Source organism: Spiroplasma tabanidicola, assembly GCF_009730595.1.
GTDB classification, from domain to species: domain Bacteria; phylum Bacillota_I; class Bacilli_A; order Mycoplasmatales; family Mycoplasmataceae; genus Spiroplasma_A; species Spiroplasma_A tabanidicola.
Genome location: NZ_CP046276.1, coordinates 1012695 through 1031591, shown reverse-complemented (window position 1 = coordinate 1031591; position 18897 = coordinate 1012695). Strand labels below are relative to the sequence as shown.

17 protein-coding genes and 1 tRNA gene are annotated in these 18897 nt (G+C 24.0%); 15 read left to right on the top strand and 3 right to left on the bottom strand.

Going from position 1 to position 18897, the window contains the following annotated elements; translation table 4 throughout:
- Positions 1 to 36: 36 nt before the first annotated feature.
- The 4 genes from STABA_RS04580 to STABA_RS04565 are packed head-to-tail and all read left to right on the top strand — an operon-like array spanning position 37 to position 3240.
- Positions 37 to 1056 (top strand): serine/threonine-protein kinase, encoded by a 1020-nt coding sequence (locus tag STABA_RS04580; RefSeq protein ID WP_156006991.1) that lies wholly within the window; start codon positions 37 to 39, stop codon positions 1054 to 1056.
- A 2-nt stretch (positions 1057 to 1058) separates the two neighbouring features.
- Positions 1059 to 1952, top strand: a complete 894-nt coding sequence (rsgA, locus tag STABA_RS04575; RefSeq protein ID WP_246157349.1) for a ribosome small subunit-dependent GTPase A — start codon at positions 1059 to 1061, stop codon at positions 1950 to 1952.
- Positions 1953 to 1955: 3 nt separating this feature from the next.
- Positions 1956 to 2633 (top strand): ribulose-phosphate 3-epimerase, encoded by a 678-nt coding sequence (rpe, locus tag STABA_RS04570; RefSeq protein WP_156006987.1) that lies wholly within the window; start codon positions 1956 to 1958, stop codon positions 2631 to 2633.
- The gene (locus tag STABA_RS04565) at positions 2623 to 3240 is read left to right on the top strand and encodes a thiamine diphosphokinase (RefSeq protein ID WP_156007524.1); all 618 of its coding nucleotides are present in this window, start codon (positions 2623 to 2625) and stop codon (positions 3238 to 3240) included. The genes rpe and STABA_RS04565 overlap by 11 nt, the downstream gene beginning before the upstream one ends.
- A 34-nt stretch (positions 3241 to 3274) precedes the next feature.
- On the opposite strand, the gene STABA_RS04560 is transcribed toward STABA_RS04565, so the two are convergent.
- A tRNA-Leu gene (locus tag STABA_RS04560) sits at positions 3275 to 3359 on the bottom strand.
- A gap of 153 nt (positions 3360 to 3512) precedes the next feature.
- Between STABA_RS04560 and STABA_RS04555 the strand changes: the two genes are divergently transcribed.
- From STABA_RS04555 to STABA_RS04535, 5 genes are all read left to right on the top strand, one after another.
- Positions 3513 to 3824: an Asp23/Gls24 family envelope stress response protein gene (locus STABA_RS04555; protein WP_156006985.1), complete on the top strand. Its 312-nt coding sequence runs from the start codon at positions 3513 to 3515 to the stop codon at positions 3822 to 3824.
- A gap of 105 nt (positions 3825 to 3929) precedes the next feature.
- The gene (locus tag STABA_RS04550; protein WP_156006983.1) at positions 3930 to 5579 is read left to right on the top strand and encodes a DAK2 domain-containing protein; all 1650 of its coding nucleotides are present in this window, start codon (positions 3930 to 3932) and stop codon (positions 5577 to 5579) included.
- An 88-nt stretch (positions 5580 to 5667) separates the two neighbouring features.
- Positions 5668 to 5925: a hypothetical protein gene (locus tag STABA_RS04545; protein WP_156006981.1), complete on the top strand. Its 258-nt coding sequence runs from the start codon at positions 5668 to 5670 to the stop codon at positions 5923 to 5925.
- Positions 5926 to 5934: 9 nt separating this feature from the next.
- Positions 5935 to 6357 carry a hypothetical protein gene (locus STABA_RS04540; RefSeq protein WP_156006979.1) on the top strand — a complete coding sequence of 141 codons (423 nt, stop codon included), beginning with the start codon at positions 5935 to 5937 and terminating at the stop codon, positions 6355 to 6357.
- 243 nt (positions 6358 to 6600) lie between these two features.
- Entirely contained in the window at positions 6601 to 6831 is a 231-nt protein-coding gene (locus STABA_RS04535) for an IS3 family transposase (protein ID WP_343031708.1), read from the top strand.
- Positions 6832 to 6917: 86 nt separating this feature from the next.
- Here the strand turns inward: STABA_RS04535 and rpmB are convergent, their stop codons facing one another.
- Together rpmB and STABA_RS04525 are read right to left on the bottom strand one after the other, a co-directional pair.
- Positions 6918 to 7118 (bottom strand): 50S ribosomal protein L28, encoded by a 201-nt coding sequence (gene rpmB, locus STABA_RS04530; RefSeq protein ID WP_156006975.1) that lies wholly within the window; start codon positions 7116 to 7118, stop codon positions 6918 to 6920.
- 460 nt (positions 7119 to 7578) lie between these two features.
- Entirely contained in the window at positions 7579 to 8106 is a 528-nt protein-coding gene (locus STABA_RS04525; RefSeq protein WP_156006973.1) for a hypothetical protein, read from the bottom strand.
- A 113-nt stretch (positions 8107 to 8219) separates the two neighbouring features.
- Here STABA_RS04525 and STABA_RS04520 point away from each other — a divergent pair, with 113 nt between their 5' ends.
- The 6 genes from STABA_RS04520 (at position 8220) to STABA_RS04495 (ending at position 18850) form a co-directional block, all read left to right on the top strand.
- Positions 8220 to 12230, top strand: coding sequence for an ABC transporter permease (locus tag STABA_RS04520; RefSeq protein WP_156006971.1), 4011 nt, complete (start codon positions 8220 to 8222; stop codon positions 12228 to 12230).
- A 46-nt stretch (positions 12231 to 12276) separates the two neighbouring features.
- Positions 12277 to 12492 (top strand): hypothetical protein, encoded by a 216-nt coding sequence (locus STABA_RS04515; RefSeq protein WP_156006969.1) that lies wholly within the window; start codon positions 12277 to 12279, stop codon positions 12490 to 12492.
- A gap of 814 nt (positions 12493 to 13306) precedes the next feature.
- The gene (locus STABA_RS04510) at positions 13307 to 13495 is read left to right on the top strand and encodes a hypothetical protein (RefSeq protein ID WP_156006967.1); all 189 of its coding nucleotides are present in this window, start codon (positions 13307 to 13309) and stop codon (positions 13493 to 13495) included.
- A 1215-nt stretch (positions 13496 to 14710) separates the two neighbouring features.
- Complete coding sequence (locus STABA_RS04505; RefSeq protein WP_156006965.1) at positions 14711 to 15844, top strand: ATP-binding cassette domain-containing protein; 1134 nt, start codon at positions 14711 to 14713, stop codon at positions 15842 to 15844.
- 29 nt (positions 15845 to 15873) lie between these two features.
- The gene (locus tag STABA_RS04500) at positions 15874 to 16674 is read left to right on the top strand and encodes a hypothetical protein (protein WP_156006963.1); all 801 of its coding nucleotides are present in this window, start codon (positions 15874 to 15876) and stop codon (positions 16672 to 16674) included.
- Positions 16675 to 16732: 58 nt separating this feature from the next.
- Positions 16733 to 18850 (top strand): ABC transporter permease, encoded by a 2118-nt coding sequence (locus STABA_RS04495; RefSeq protein WP_156006960.1) that lies wholly within the window; start codon positions 16733 to 16735, stop codon positions 18848 to 18850.
- Positions 18851 to 18897: the final 47 nt, after the last annotated feature.

Here is an 18897-nt window from a genome sequence, read left to right as displayed (position 1 = left end):
TGTTGATATAATTACTTTAAGAAGGGTTAAATAAATATGAGCGATTTTTTTGAAGGAAAAGTATTAGCCGATAGATATCAAGTTATAAGTAATCTTGGTTCTGGGGGAATGGCATCAGTTGTAAAAGCAGTCGATTTATTGACTTCAACAATTGTAGCAATAAAAATTATTAATACATCAAAAATAAAAGAAATTGAAATAGGGAACGAAAGATTTGAAATAGAAAAAGAAGCTTTTGCAAAATTAGGAGATAATCCAAATGTTGTAAAGCTTTTTGATATTATCAAAAATGATCAAACCGGTGAATGGTATATAGTTTTAGAATGTGTTGAAGGTGGAACTTTAAAAGATAAATTTAATTTCTTTGGTGCAATGACATTGCAAGAAATTAAATACTATTTTAGTAAATTGTGTATTGCTTTAGAAGGTGCGCATAAATATAAAATTATTCATAGAGATATAAAACCAGATAATGTTTTATTAACGAAGGCTGGTGAAGTTAAACTTGGCGACTTTGGTATATCAATTATGGAAGGATTTTCAAAAGAAGAAACTAAGACAATTGGTACTCCAAGATATATGTCTCCAGAAGTAATTATGAAAAAAAAGGCTACTCCTGAAAGTGATATTTATTCTCTTGGATTAATGCTTTATGAGTGTGCAACTGGATCTCCGGCGTTTCCAGGAAAAGATGCACATCAAATTGCAAGAAAACAAGTTAAAAATAAACCAATTCCTCCAAGGTTAATAAACCCAACTATTCCTCAAAGTCTAGAAAACATAATTTTAAAAATGATTGAAAAAGACCCAGAAAACCGTTATAAGTCAGCAAGAGAAGTTTATAATGAAATTCAAAAAGTTAAATTAACAGACTCCTCAAAACCATATAATTATCACATTAAAACAAAATTAAGTGATGAAAGTAAAACAAAAAGAATTAATATTGGTACTATTTATGAAAAATTACCATTAATAAACACAACTAAATACTTTGTAATTATTATTTTTTTACTTTTTGCATTGTTAAGTATTTTATTGGCAGCCATTTTAATTTAGTGATGCTCAAAGGAATTATTTTAAAAATTTTAAGTGAATACGCATATGTATTTTATGAAAATAGTTTATATGAGTGTAAAGCGAAAGGGAAAATTAGGCACCAAAATCAAAGTCCTATAACAGGCGATTATGTTATGTTTGAAATTTTAGATGAAATAAATTTAAAAGGTTCAATCGAAAAAATAGTGGATAGAAAAAACGAATTATACAGACCGAGAATTGCTAATGTTGATCAAGTTGTAATAATAACATCAGTTAAAGAACCCGATTTTAATTCATATACTCTTAATAAATATCTTGCTTTTATTGAGTTTGTAAATATTAAACCTGTATTAGCATTTACAAAAGTGGATTTATTAAGTAAAAATAGTGATGTTTGAGCTTTAGCAAATGAGTATAAAAAAATAGGATATGAAATTTATTTAATAAATAATATAATTGAAACAGATAAAGAATGACAAAAATTTATTAAATCATTAGAAAATAAAGTATCAGTATTCACTGGACAAACTGGCGCTGGGAAATCCACAACTTTAAATCATATCCTTCCAGAAGCGTTAGAAAAAACTCAAGAAATATCAAAAGCCTTAAATAGAGGAAAACATACAACTACTAAAAATGAATTATTTATGTATAAAAATGGTTTGATTGGAGACACGCCAGGTTTTTCTTCGTTTGATTTAAAATCAATTGAAAAAAGTGAATTAGCACATAGTTTTAAATTTTTCTCAGATCATATAAATGATTGTAAATTTAAAGATTGTCTTCATTTGAAAGAAACGCCAGGCTGTGCAATTACTAAGTTTGTTAAAGAAGGAATTTTTCCTGAATTTATTTATAATGATTATTTAAAAATGCAAAACGAATTAAATCAACAACCAAAAAAGAGGTGATAATTTATGAAAAGATTTATAGTTGCTCCAAGTATATTAACTGCAAATTTTTTAAACTTAGGAAAAGAGTTAGATAACTTAAAAGAAGCAGGTTTAGAATGAATTCACTATGATGTTATGGATTATAATTTTGTTCCAAATTTAACTTTTGGACCAAAGATATTAAGTGATATTACTTCTAAATATGATTTTAAAATTGATATTCATTTAATGGTTCAGGTTTTAAATATATCAGTTGAAGAATATTTAAAACCTTTTATTAATAATAAAATTAAACAATTAACTTTTCATTTTGAATCTTTAAACAAAGAACAAGTAGTAGAATTTATTAGTTTTTGCAAAAAAAATAACATTGCAGCTTCACTGGCGGTTAATCCAGATACTTCACTAAGTTATTTAGATGAATATTTAAATGATTTAGATAATATTTTAGTGATGAGTGTGTTTCCAGGTTTCGGTGGTCAAAAATTTATAGAAAAAACATATGAAAAAATAAAAGCATTAAAAAATCTAAAACTTGAAAAAAAATTAAATTTCAGAATTCAAGTAGACGGGGGAGTAAACGAACAAACTTTTAAATTAGTTCAAGAAGCTGGAGCTGAAATGATTGTTGCAGGAAGTTATTTAGTTGGTGGTCTATCGGTTGAAAAAATTAAACAAAGGGTGTGAAAACTTGAAAACTAAATTTTTAATTGTAACGTGTGAAAATGACTTAAATTTAAGTTATTATTATGATTCTTTTTGATTAATTGGAGTAGAAAGAGGTTGTCTGGATATAATTTCTAAAGGTTATAAAATTGATTTTGCGATAAGCGATTTCGATCATGTGTTTGATGAAGAGTTAGATTTAATTAAGCAAAACTCAAATGAATTTATAAAATTAAATAATGAAAAAGATTTCTTGGATGGAAAAGAAGCAATTCAAAAAGCTTATGAGTTAGGTGCTACAGAAGTTTTGATGATTGCAAAACCAACAAAAAGATTAGATATGAATTTTAGCTTAATTGATTTTTGTTCAAAGGATCGTGTTAAAGTTTTTAATGAAAATTCAATTATGTTTTGTTTGCAAAAGGGTAAAAATATAATTGAGTTTGATAAATATCAAGATTATACTTACATAACTTTCTTTCCGGTACACCAAACAACTATTACAATAAAAAATTTAAAATATGAAGTATCTGATTTGATGTTATTACCTTACTCAACAAGAGCTTATTCTAATTGTTTTGTAGATCATCAAGATGGAATAATCAAAACAGATAAAGCTATCATAGTTATTTTTAATAAATAAAAAAACCACAGATGTGGTTTTTTGGTTTTTTAATTGGTGCCCTCTATCGGAGTCGAACCGATACGATTTTACTCGGCAGATTTTGAGTCTGCTGCGTCTACCAATTCCGCCAAGAGGGCATACTTGATAATTATACAACTATTTTAAAAATTATATAATATTTTTAAAATCTAAAAAAATTACATATTACTTTTATTATTTTTAGATAATGATAGAATATATATGTACAGTTTGAAGTGTTTCGCTTTTTTTAAATTTGGAGGTATTGTTGAATGGCAGATATATCAATATATGATGTTATAAATGACATAGTTGTAACAGTACCAGGAGTTATTTCTTTTGCAAATAGTAAAGCAAAAAGTGAAGAAGAAATTTTGACAAAAGATATCACAAGAGCAATTGAATTATCTTCTTCATTAGAATTTGAAAGAGTAAAAATTCATGTAGTGTTAATTAATGGAATTAGCATAAGAGATGTTTTAAGTGAAATCCAAACGCGTGTAAAGTATGAATTGGAAAAAGCAAGTAAATTCATGCGAAATTATATTGTAGATGTTGTAGTTGACGATATTCATATTGCTTAACTACAACATAAATGTAACTGGCAAGCTAATAAAAATAGTTTTGCAATTTTTTTATTATTTTTTTACAATAAAAAAAACAAATAAATACTAGAGGGTGACAGTACTATGAAAGATGTAGAAATTTTAAAAGGCATGATCACTAGTGGTGTGAATAATTTATATAATAATTATCCACACATTGATAAGTTAAATGTTTTTCCAGTTCCAGATGGTGACACAGGAACAAACATGAATTTAACTTGCACAAATGGGTTAGCCGAAATAGAAAAAGAAAACTTTGATAGTATCGGTGCTTTAATGACAAAGTTTGCAAGAGGATTAATAATGGGGGCAAGAGGTAACTCGGGTGTTATTTTCTCGCAAATCATTAAAGGATTTTCAAACGCAATGAAGAATAATGATTCTTTAACCTTAGATACTTGAAAACAAGCCTTTTCAAAGGCAAAAGAAGTAGCGTATGCTGCTGTTATGAAACCAGTTGAAGGAACAATGTTAACTGTTGTACGAGAAACAAGTGATTTTATTAATTCAATAGAAGATGAGAACATTGATGTAAAAACTTTTTGAGCAAAAACTATAGAAGTAGCAAATAAATCATTGGAAAACACACCTAATTTATTACCAGCCTTAAAAGAAGTTGGTGTTGTAGATAGTGGTGGATATGGTTTTGTTAAGTTTTTAGAAGGTGCACAACACTATGCTGTTAATTTTAAACCAGTACAAAAATTAAAAAAATTAGAAGAAAATACTGGTGGTAATATAGATTTAGAAATTGAACAAGAGTTTGGTTATTGTACAGAAACTATAGTTATTTTAAATAACGATTTAATAAATAAATTAAAAGTGGACCCAATTCGTTCACAACTAGAACAATATGGAAACACATCAATTGTTGCTGTTATTGATGAAAATATTTTAAAAATTCATACACACGCATTATTACCAGGACAAGTTTTAACATATTTACAACAATATGGAGAATTTAAAACAGTTAAAGTAGAAAATATGAATATTCAAGCCGAACATCAAGTAAAAGATGCAAATAATTTACCAGGTGGAGCAAAAGCTACAGCGCAAAAACAAAGAACTTTAGCTAAAAAGTTTGCAACAATTGCTGTTGTAAGATCAGCAGGAATGCAAAAATACTTCAAAGAAGAGTTGAATATTGACTATGTGATCGATGGGGGAGCAAAAATGAATCCTTCTACTAACGATTTTTTAAAGGCAATTGAAGAAGTAGATGCAGAAATAGTTTATATTTTCCCAAATGACAGTAATGTTTATTTAGCTGCTAAGCAAGCAAAGGCTGTTGAAAAAATGTCAAAAGTTATTGTTTTAGACACCAAAACTATTCCACAAGGTATGACCGGATATTTAAGTTTAGATCCAGAAGAAACACCTAGAAAAAACGAATCAAATGTCTCTAAAGCAATAAAAAATGTTACTTCAGTAACAATTAATAAAGCTGCAAGAGATGCGAATATTGATGGTATATTCGTCAAAGAAGGACAATATATGATGTCTGTTGATAAAAAAGTAATAGCATCTACAGATAAACTTGTTGACCTTTTCAATAAGTATTTATCAAAATATATCTCAACCAAAACAGAAATAATCACAATATTTACTGGAACAGATGCATCTTTCAAAGATATTAGTGACCTAAGAAAAATTTTAGATGAAAATTTTGATGTAGAATATGAAGTTGTTGATGCAGGACAAGAAGTATATTCTTTCATTATGGGAATTGAATAAAAGAAGCACATTTTGAATATCTAAAATAAAATTGACAGTAAAAAAGTACTTTTATTGTTAAAATTTTATTGAGAGATGTTCTTTTTATATGGCAAAACAATGATCAAAAAACGAAAAAATTAATATTATTGAAGATTCTAAAAAAATTGGAATAACAGATGCTGCATTAAAATATGATGTTAGCACAAGTACAGTAAAAAGATGAAAATCAGAAATTAAAACTAAAGGTGAAGGCGCTCTTGAATGAGGGAACGGAATCCAAACAAAAGGAAATATTAAGAAATTTAAATCTCATGATTGAATTTTTGAAGACCCTGACGATATGACAACAGAAGAATTAAGATAAGCTTTAAAATTGGAGCGAGCTCTAAAAAAGCATTTGGCGAAGACAACTAAAGAAAAGTACTTCACCATTTTTAAATATTCAAAAAAGTTTACTTTGTCATTAGTTTGTAAATATTTAAGCGATTCAAGATTTGGTTATTTAAAATGACTAAAAAATGGAAAACCTATAAACAAAAACTATAATCGAATTCTTGCTATAAAAATTAAATTTATTTTCTATTTATTTAAAGAACGTTTTGGTTACAACATGATAACTCTACTTTTAAACAAATATTTTAATCAAAACTTAAAACCATGAGTAGTTTATAGATATATGAAAATCAATAATTTAAAAGCTGTTCGCAAAAAAAGAGTACCTAAATATGATAAATCTAGTCCTTTGAGATATGAAAACTTATTGAAAAGGAACTTCAATGCAGATTGTTTAAATTAAAAATGAGTTACAGATGTTACTTATATAAAGACGGCATCAGGAAATGCATATTTATCTGTTGTAAAAGATTTATAAAATTCAGAAATTGTTGATTGAAAATTATCTAACAGTCCTAATGGTAAATTATGTTATACAAACCTTATCTCTGCAATTAAAAAGAGAGGCACTCCTAATATTATTAATTCTGATCAAGGTAGTCCTTATACAAATGAAACTTGAAAAAGTTTATGTGATTAAAACAAGATAAGTATATCCATGTCAAGAAGAGGTAACTCTCCTGATAATGGAGCGTGCGAATCTTTTTTTGGAACAATAAAAAATGAATGTATTTATACTTATAAAATAAAAGAGTTAAACTTTTCAAATATTTATATAATAATTTCAGATTATATTGATTTTTATAATTATGTTAGACCTATGTTGAAACATAAAAAAACTCCATACGAATTTCGTATGGAGAAAGCACATTTTTAATGTCAATTTTAATTGACAAGTTCAATTTGTGCTTTTTTATTGTAAAATAAAAAAATTTCTTACAAATGTAAGAAATAATACTTATTTTATTTAGCTAATTGATTGTGTTTTTTCAAAGTTCTTAAGGTTCTGGCTGAAACTTTTACGCTTAATATTTTTCCATTTTCATCCATAACTTTAACTTTTTGCAAATTAAGGTTTCATTTTCTCTTGTTTGAGTTCATAGCATGAGATCTAGAACTACCTGATAATGGACCTCTATTTGTTAAATTGTCTTTTCTTGCCATATTTTTCACCTCGGACTAAAATATAATATAATATTTATAATACAAAAACAACTAAATTATTAAAAATTATATTTATTTAAAATACAATTTTATTAAGAAGTCTCAAAAATTGATTTAGCTTTAAACATATTTAAAACTAATTAAAAATAATATAAAATAGGTAATAAATTAAATGAAAATGAGAAAATATTAAAAAACTAATTGATTAATTAGATATATCCGTAGTTTTTTTAAATCTATGATCATTGTTGGTTGTAATATAAAATTAAAATTTCTTGATAAAACTGAAAATTAGATCTAGGCGAAATTAGCATGAAACAAGTTTGTAAATTTCACATAAGCATGTACATATGAAGTAACCTTACTAAATATTGTTGTTAAAGTTATTAATATATTTAAAATAAAATATCGCTACAAATTACATATTTTTTTATCAAATTACTTAAAAAATTTTTTATATTTATAATTTTTCTTGATTTGCTGATTCAAAACCAAACTTTTTTTGATTTATTCTTGATTTTTTATTTTTCAATCAACTTTGATAGGTATAACCTTCTAGTTCAGCCTTATTTTTCATTGTAGAATAAAAAATAATATTCAAAAAATATCCTAGAACAGGTGTTAAAACTATAAACATTATATAAAAAGTTCTTAGTGCTTTTGACTTACTATCTTTTCTAATTTTTTTATATAAATATGTACATCCAATTGAAAAAGCAATTTGTTCTAGATAAATGATAAAACCAAAAGTTGCACATATATAACCAGGAATATCTGCACAATACGAATATTTTTTTTCAAAACTAAGCTGTAGTAATAATGCAGCCGTTAAAGTAATGATAATAATAAATATATATAAAAAACCAGTTTTTAAGTATTGATTAAAATATCTTTTGTTTATTTTCTTTTCATCGTTATTAAAAATATCTCTAATATCTACTAAAAAAAACAAATTTATAACCAATAAAACAACTTCAAATATTTCCATTTTAAAATCCCCTTATTTTTTATAATTATAAACTATAATAAAAAATATTTTTTAAATTGATATTCTAGATTTTATTGCTTTTAGTTATAATAATTTAGGGAATAGGTGAAACTGTGAAAAACATATTTAAATCATACCTAAAGTTATTTACAAAAACCTGAGTAGAAACTTTAGGAACAGTTTTATTTTTAGCGGTTTTTACAATGATTGTTATGGGTATGTTAGCGATACCCTTACAACTTTCTTTAAAAGCTAACGGAGTCAAAAATGCTACTAACACTTGAGATTCTCAAATGCAAAATAAATTTAACTATAATGCAAATTTTTTGGATAAAGTTTTATATAAAGGTGAATCCTATAAAATAAAATACGAAGATAAAGACATAGAAATAACTGAAGATTATTCAAAAATTGATGAAAATGGATGGTTCACAAAAAAAGCACACCAGACAATTCAAGATTATACAGACAATTGAATAAGATTTACTGAAAGTAAATCTGAAAACCCATTTACAGATGATGAGAAAAAAGATTTAGTTCTCGAATTTGAATCACAAATAATTAGTGAATATGCTTATTACTCTACAAGATCTGGTATGAATTATGAGTATCAAATTCAAGTTGATCCAAATAAAGCAGAAGAACAAAATGGTGAAACACAAAGAAGAGAAGAAAATAAACTATATGAGTTAGATGATGAAGGAGTATTATCTATTGCTTTCAAAGATATTTTTAGACCAGAAATTCATCAAGAGTTAGAAGAATATAATGCATCAAGAAATGTTCAAGGTTATATTGCCAATAAAGTATTAGCGTTTATTTCTTCAAAAGAATCAGATTTTAGATTTAATATGTTTCAAAAGTTATTTACAAAATATAACAAAGATGGAACCAATTTTTCATATCAGATACAAGGTTACAATTCAAGGTTGTCGAGCCAAATTGATGCTAACTTAAATAATCTAGTTATTGATAAAGCATTAAAAAAAGATTTACAAAAAGTTACAAAAGATACAAATGAAATTGAAGCCTTTGTTAATGATGAATTTTTAATACAAAATGATTTAAAATTAGGAGATATGTTTTATCTAAATTTTCCTATAAGAGGAAATAAAAATGCTATTTTTAATTTTAAAATAATTGGTATTGCCAATAAATATTCAGCTTTAACTCCGGATAATAGTAATATTTTAGACTCGTCAAAAAACTATTGTCAAATTTATGTCGATAAATCATTTTTTGATAGTGACATATTATATGCAAATAATTTCTTAGGAGAAAACTATAATCTTCCAAGTAATTCAACTATGGATCAAGATAGAATGATTAAAAATAGTAAATACGATATAAATTCATATTTCGTATCTGATGCTACAAAAGGATTTACAGGAATGATAAATGCCGGAACTACTGTATTTAAAAATATGAGTAAGTTTAATCAAATTGATAATTTGACAAATTTAACAATAATGACTTATATTTTCAGTGTAATTGGTGGAATTTTGTTTGTGTTAGCTTTCTTCTTTATTACATTTGTTCTTAAAAAAGAAATTAACGCTACTAGAAAACAACTTGGTGTGTTTAAATCATTAGGTTACAAAACAAAAGATCTTACTTGGGTTTTTGCAGTTAAGACTTTTATAACGATGTTTGTAGCAATAACTATAGGTTATTTTTTATCAATACCATTTCAAATTAAAGCAGCAACAGAAGTTTATCAAAATATTGTTATTTTTGACTATCAACAAGTTTATACTAATCCGTGATTCTTAGTTGTGTTAATTATAGGCATACCTTTTATATTTTCTATAGTTTCGTATTTAGTGATTTATCGTTATTTAAATGAAGGTGCGCTTGATTTAATGAATAGTGGACCAAAACAAAAAAAATATAAATTATTATTGTTGTTTATATATATTTTCATTCCAATTACTTTAATTTATGTAGGAATTAATAAACTGGTTTTAAAATGATTAAAGAAAAAAGGTATTGGATTTACATATAGAATGCAAGAAACGTTTATTAATTTTGGTAAAGGAAAATTTATATTAATTATGATATTAATTGGATTTAGTTCATTCTTATTTACTTTACAAATGAGAGCTCTGCCGATTATTAATAATATGATTAATGGGGCATTTAATATCTTCACAGATAAAACAAATCACTATTATAATTATTGAAGACAATCAAGATTAAGTTATCGAGATAAAATAAGAATTGATCCAAGTTCTAAAACTCCAACAATTAATTATATAGATTATGCTCAATATGGAGATGTAAATAATTATACAAAATCTCAGGGATTGAAAGACTTTAACAAATATCAAGAAATTTCTGATTTATTTACAAAAATTTCAGATATAAGAAAATTCATATTAACCAACAATACATATAAAATTCCTGATGAATACAAAAAGATGATGCCATTAGTATTTAATACATTTTCTTTGATATATCCTTTTTCAGAAATTGATAATTTAGATAATAATATTTTAGAAGTTTTAAATGATCTTATTAATATAAATAATCCAAATTCTCAAGCAGATTTGAAAACCAAACTGAAAAATTGAATTGCCCAAGATAATTTATATAATGTAAAAAATTATGAACAAACTAAAACTAAAGTTACAAACGCAATTAAGTTAAGTGATGTCGCAAAATACATTTGCGTTTCAAGTGAAACAGAATATGAAGATTGTAATAATGTTGAAGCATATAGACAAAATATTTATAAAAACTACTTAGGTGGAAGTGGAAATTTTATAGAAAATAATGAAAATGAAAACATTTGAAATAATATAAACGAAAATAATAACGAACAATCAGAAGTATCAAATGTTGATAAATTTATGAGCAATATTTTAAAAACTTGATTATTTGAGTTTGCAACAAAAAATTTTAATGCAACCGATGGGACAAATGATCAATTTATAGCATCTAATGGGATTTTATATAATTCAAATACTGATTTATTAGCTTTAATAATTTCCGGATTTGCTACTGATTATCATGATATTGATATTGATAATACAAATATTGTTGCCATAGATTTTTCGAATAAATATGGAAACCCAAAAACAATATTGAATTTATCAGGTATTAAAGAAAACCAAATAGAAGAAATAAAAGACTCTTCTAATGATTATGTAAATGTTTTTGTATCTCAAAGAATTGCAAGAATTTTAAAACTTAGTGTAAATCAAAACTTTAAACTACAAGTTGGAAGAAATGGAGAAATGGTAATTGATGCAAAAATTGCAGGAGTTCTTAAAGCTGACAATATGTCTCAAAAAATTTTGATAGATTATAATGTATTAATGGATAAATTAGGAGATAAATTTTTACCAAAAGATGAATTATTTTTTAATCAAAAATATAGTATAAATCCAAGTTTAGAAGGAAATTTTGATATAAAAAATTTACAAAGTTCTCAGTTAAATATCGCAAATAAATTAACAACAACAACTGTACTTACATCTTTTGGAAAAGGTGCAAAAGAATGATTAGGTCCTTCATTAGATATATATTATAAAAACTTAGACGAATTATTAAAATATGCAAATGTCCCAATTAGCGACAGTATAAAAGATATTTTAAAAATAGTTCAAAATTATACTAAAGATGCAGACCCAAAAATGGTATATGCATTGAATGCTAGTTCTACAGATTTAACCTTAGTTGTAATTCCGATTTTAAAATCCGCTATAAATGCAATAATGCAAGAAATGTCAAATACAATGTTAATGTATATTTTAATAGATATATTTTTATTGGTTATTTTATTAATAGTAATAATGAATATAGTTGTTACTGATGCTATAAACATAATAACAATAATGCGGTCAATGGGATATAAAGATAGACAAGTCAATTGAATGGTTATGGGCAGGTACCTAACTGGAGCTTTAGTAGCATTTTTAGGGGCTTATGCAATGTCATGAGTTGTTTGATTAGTTATTAAGTATGTGATATGAATTAAGTTGCAGGTTTTAATAGCTATGCCGATATTATATTATATCCCTTTAGTCTCCTTTGTTGCGGTTGGCGGAATAATGTTTATAGGTTGATTAGCAGCAATGCGCCAAATAAAAAAACAACCCCTTACATACTTGGTTGATTAAAAAATTTTTGGTATAATTTTATTAACACTATAAAAGGAGAAGTAATATGCCTTTATCTAAAAAAATAGAAGAAAATAAAGATATTTGCTGTCCGGGTGGAGCGCACAATTGCTATAGTTGTAGAGTTTGTTCTGGTTCTTTTCATGGATGCCAAAGTTGTTTGAAATGCATTAGTTGCCAAATATGTCTACAAAAGAAATGTCCATGTTGTTCGAATGGAAGTTTAAGACAAAAAGAAAATAAAGAGAAATATAATAAATAATTGGATAAATAATTTAAAAAAAATTTTACACTATAATAGGTGTAATTTTTTTTTTAAAGAGTTAAAAACTAGACTATTAACAAAAATGCAATATTATATAAACAAAAAGAAGATCAATATAAAGTTAATATTAAGAATAGGTAAAAAATATAGGCGAAATTGACAATAATTAAACTAGTCAAGCATAATATTTTTAGCAATATTTTTACAAATAAATATAAAAGTGTTATATATAAAAAATTATTAAGAAATTAAATATAGGTGTTATAAAAATGAATTGGAAAAAGTTCTCAATTAGTGTAAATTTATCTTCTGTAGTGATAGTCCGATGTTAAATATTTAATAGCTATAAAAAAACAAATAATAAATTAAAAAATATATTAAATAATAAATAGTTCTAAAAAACCTTAATTCATTAAAAGGTCACAACAAACAATATAAAATTATGTATATAATTTTTGTAGTAGAGTGATTTTTTTATTGCAAAAACAAAGTTATTTAGCGCTGAAGAAAAAAAGAAAATAATAGATGAATTTACAACTACAGATATTATCGCAAGAATATTGCATTAAAATAAAACAATAAACAAACATCAACTATTTATGTTTTGAAAAATAGTTATGAACAAAAAGGGATGTTGAGTTAATTTATGCACAAAGAGGTAGAAGTAGAAAATATGTCAACAATTTAGTTTGGAAAATAGAAGCAAGTGTTGGAACGTTTAAGAAGAAAAACTTAATATAAAGAAAAGAGAATAAAAACTAACAAGTAAAGTCGAAGTTATAAAAAATTATACATTATCTCTAGTTAAGGAATGCAAAAACAAAAAGTAAATATTGAATTTTATAAAATAGCAAAAAATTACAATCAAAAATATATAGCAATATCATGACTAATTAATCTTTTAAACATTAATCCTAAAACTTATAAAATATGATTGGCAAATGGTTCAAAAGAATATGTAACCAAAATAGACACATGTTATGATTTATTTATAAGATAAGTTCTTATAATAAAGATCTAAAATATGGAAGATATCAAAATGAGGACATAAAAAATTGCACTAAAATTTGTTTTATGCTGAAACACTATTTTGAGTTCTATCGAAGCATAAGATTTAGTTATCAAAATGGTGAAAAAAGAAGAAAATGAAAACCTTATAATAAAAAAACAAAGATCCGATATATACATCTCCTAATTCATAAAAAAACAAAGAAAAAATAAAATGAAATTTATGTAAATAAATCATTAAAAAAATATGTTTGGATATATAAGAGTTTAAAGTAAAAATACTTATTTGCTTATAGATAAATATTCTAAACTATATTTTTAACATATTTGGCAAACAATAAAACAAATGAATAACTTATTAACAGTATGAAGTTCTGGTTAATAAATATGATTTAAAAAAATAGTATTTTCTTTATTGATAGATGATCACAATTTAGAGCTTAATTATAAAAAAAATTTACCAACAATCTCAATATTATTTAAAGCGTGATAGAAAAATATGCTTCTTGACAAACTCGATAGTAGAAAAATTTTTAAAAGTATAAAACAAAATTATTATGTAAGTTATAAATTTGAAGACAATAAAAGTTTTATAAATTATATTAAAGGTTATATATAAAATTATTCTAATAATAGACTAATAAAAATTTTTATAAAATACTTCCAAAGAATTTTTTAAAAGTAATTTATTAAAATATATATAGTTTGGGTTGACCTTAAATATGTGAATCATTTTTTTTTTTTTTTATTAATTTAATTTCTTAATAAATGATTTTTTATAATTAAATTGTTTAATTAGTAAACATCTCTTTTTCTTTATTTGGAATAGTTGAAAAAATTTAGGCTCAATCTATCTTTAACATTTGAACTCTTAAATTAAAAAAATAAATAATATTATATACAAAATCTTCTATCCTACTGGATTGTTTATATTTTTAAATTGGTATTTATAATTTAAGAAATATGTAACATATTTTTATAAAAAATTTTATTTTCATTATACTTTAATTATTTAGAAACTCTTTATAAAAATTAAATATAATCTATAAAAACAACATATTAAATTTATATTTATTTACTATATTTATGTAATATATTATTATTAATTAAACTAAATTTTAAAAATAAAGTTTTATAGATTGGTTACATTATAAGGTTGTTAAAAGTCCATTTTTATTGTATAATAAATAATATTGGGGTGAAAGTTTTGGAAAACTATGTAATGGAGTTTAAAAATTATATAAAGAAATTTAAAAAAAATGCAATAGGCCCACTGAATTTTCAAATTAAAAAAGGAAAAATAACAGCTATTTTAGGTGCTAGTGGTAGCGGTAAATCTGTAGCAATTAAAACAATGATTGGAGCAATTACAAATTTTTCAGGAGATGTAAATATTTGCGGTTATTCAAAAAAGAAAAGGAATTCGCATTTAGCAAATAAAAATGTAAGTTTTTATACACAAATGGATTTTTCGCTTTATGAAATGAATGTAGTTACATACTTACAAAATATGTGTATTGTTCTTGGTGTTGATAAAAAAGTAGTTAATGAAAAAATCGATTTCTGACTAGATTTTTTTGATTTAAAAAAAGACGCTAAAAAGAAAATCAAAAATTTTTCTTGAGGAATGCAAAATAGATTAAGTTTAATCATTTGCGCAATCAAAGATGCTGATATATTAGTTTTGGATGAACCTGGAGCAAATTTAGATTCTTCATGAAGGAATAAAATGAGAAATTTATTAGTTGACTATAAAAATAATAATAAAACTATCTTAATAACATCTCATAATATTGACGAAATTAACGATTTGATAGATGATTATATAATTTTAGAAGATGGAAAACAAGTTTTTAACGGATCAAAAGAACAATTAAATATGTACTCTAAATATAAAATATATTTTTACGGAAGTTTTAATTATAATGGTTTTAAAGAGTTTTTAATTAAAAAAAACATTAGTGTTTTTAAATATGATGAAAAAGAAAATTCAGTAGTATTTGGTACTAAATCAACAAAAGAAATTAACTGAATTTTCTTGTTTTTATTAAAAGAAGAAACCCCAGTTTTAAATTTAGTTAGATTACCAATAAATATGGAGTCAATTTATAAAGCTATTGACGGAGGAAAAAAAACAAAAGAAAAACAAAATTTAGAAGACTTAAATAATAATGAAGAGCCTAGCGAAAATAAATTAACTGAGAAAAAAAAGATGAAGAAAAAAAAGTCAAAAAATAATATTAATCAAGAAACACAAGAAAATAATTCATTTGAAATACAAGAAAATAATTCATTTGAAACAAAATTAAAAAAGAAGAAAGAAAAAAAGTTAAAATCGTAAAATAAATAAAATGAAAAAGGAGGTTATTTATGTACTACATTCTATGCTTAAAAGATAATATTTACTATATTTTAGACCAAAATAGGTTTTTTTGTGGGGTTTATAATAATTATCAAAGTGCTTTTATGGTATGTCAACAATTGAATAGAGGTATGCTACCTATGACGAATCCATACTTTAATCCATATTACCAAAACTCATTTTTTGGGCAACAAGCACCTTTAATAAATAACTCGTTATACAATAATATGAATCAGATGAATGGTTTGCCTCAGAATTTAATGGAACCTGATATATTTTCTCAAAATAGTAGTTTGCAATATCAAGGTAATTATCCATATATGAATAGTTTCAATAAAGAAGTTTTCAAACCAAATACTCAACAAAATCAAAAAGATAATTCAGCTGATTTTATTAATAAAAGCGATTTAGTAAATAACGATCAAAAATATAAAACAAATAACAATATAAATGATAATATATCTTTTAATATAAATGCTAATGAAAACAAAAACGAAAATAATTTAATTAAAGAAAGTCAAAAAACAACACTTACAAATCAGGAAAATAGCACAAAATCTTTGAATAATATTCAAAATGAGGAAAGTGAAATAAACGACAACCTTGAATTAAATAAAGAAAGTGATAATGATAAAGTAGTAATTATTGATAAAAGTATAGTAAATAAATATGAGTACGATGATGAAACTATTTATGATGAACCTATTGAAGTTGAAAAAGAACTTGTCTTTCAAGATGGCGAAGATAATATTGAAGACTGAAATATAAATACAAAAAAAGTAAAATCATTTATAGACAAATTTTCATAAAATATGAAAAAACTTTTTACTAGATTTAAAGTTTTCAAAATTATTAGAAGGTGGAATTATGGAAGAAAAATTAAAAAAAATTAGTTCTAATGTTAAAAATATATCTTTATTATCTTTAATAAGGTTTTCTTTTAAAATATTATTTTTCGAAAAAACTTTTTTAATATTTATTTTTATAGCAAATTTGTTTAGTATTTTAGTAGCTGTTATTTTTTCTTTTATGAAATCTGGAGAAATGATGAATGAAGTTTATGATTTTTATGTAATTATTTTTATAAATGTTTTTATGTTTTTAATTATTATAAGAATTATTAACTTTTATTTTGTGAGAAAAAAAGATGATAAAACAATTTTCATAGCATTATCCAATCATATTTCTAGAAGTAAGTTTTTTATTGCAGAATATTTAACAATGTTCATAACTATTGTATTTTCTGTTATTTTCTCTTATATAATTTTCAATGCATTATATTTTTTTATGCACGGCTTTAAAGTAAGTGAATATGTTTTTCACAAAACAACCTACTTTTTAATTTTTGCTTTAATTATTGTAATAGCACTTTTAAATTTTATTATTTTTTTAATTTTAATTTTAGGTTCACAACCAACTTTAATAATTTCTACAATTTTAATGTCTTTATCATTTGTTGCGAATATACCTGCCAAACTAGTTCAATCTAAATATGAAGCATTAAATTTAACTATTAACGAAAAAGATAGTAGTGCAATAAAAACTGTAATTTCAGTAAAAGATATTTATGAAAGTTTTAATTTACAAAATTCTATAAATACTGGAAAAATTAAGTATAAATATTTAGCAAAAGCTTTAAATAATTATTTAACTGATTTCTCATCAGAAAACCCAAATGATTATAATCTTAAACCAAATAAAGATTTAGCATCAAATTTAAAAAACAGATATAACAATTTTTGAGATCAACAATTAAATGTAATTGATAAAACAAAAAAAGATTACAAAATGAGCGGCAAGTTAAGTTATTTAAACAGTGATATGATTTCATCAAAAACTGGTAATTGAAAAATAACAGATCAAGTTGATGTTAACTTTTCTTTGGGGAGCACTTTCAAAACAACACAACAATTACAAGAAATGATAGCTTCTGAAGAAACTTCAATTGAGCAAAAAAATATTTTAAATGATTTATTAAACTTTAATCAAGAAATTTGAACAAAAATACCTAACATGTTAAGCGATAAATCTAGTTTATTTAAAACTTATATTTGATTATATGGAGAAGAACTTAACTCTCCAAAAGTGGAAAAATTTGTTAAGGGAGAAGATGACAAGTTTGATTTAAATAATTTGCCTCAAAAAAATTTAAGTGATATTAAATTAGAAATAAATCAAGATTTACCAAATCTTAAGCAAATAATTAATTCGCTAAATAAAGCTAATACAGGTTTGAATATAACAGAAAATGATGTTGAGATAGATAATCAACAAACACAAACAAAAACTAATTGTTCTATTAAAGCTAAGAGTGAATCTGAAAATTTCAAAGGAAGCGTAAATGTAAGTTACAATTCAATTGAACAAACAAATTATGTTTTAAAACAAGAAAACAAAGAAAGTGTTGTGTTGGCAAAATCTGATCTAATTTCTATTTATAATATATTAATGACAGGTTCTAGACCGGATGCAACAAATCCAAGTGTAGGTTTATTTGATGATGATACAAATTCTTTGAAAGAATATATAAATACAAATATGAACTTTCCATTAATGTTTACTGCTAGAATATTAGAGGAATATTTCATTCCTTACACTACTAATTATTACTACTTAACAACATTAAATTTACGAGAAGATAGTAATTATGTGCAATTCAAAAAAAACCTAAAAATAGCAGAAGCAATTTCGTATTTAAATCCATTTTATGCAACATGAAGTTATTTTACTCAATATACTGGGTTTTATAATGATAATATTTGATTTGAATATTCCAATGATTCTCTTATAAATACAAGAAAACAAGAAAACATTTTCCTGCCATATGTTATTTATAATCTTAAATCAGATGACTCTAATGTTATTATTAAAGATACTTATAATAAATATTTTGATCCACTATATTCATTATTGATTATTTTTTCATCAACAATAGTTTTAATATTTATTGCAATGAATAGATTTAGAAAAATTGACATAAGTTAATAAATTTTATATTAAGAAAAACAAAACTAAGTGAACATCTAAAATAA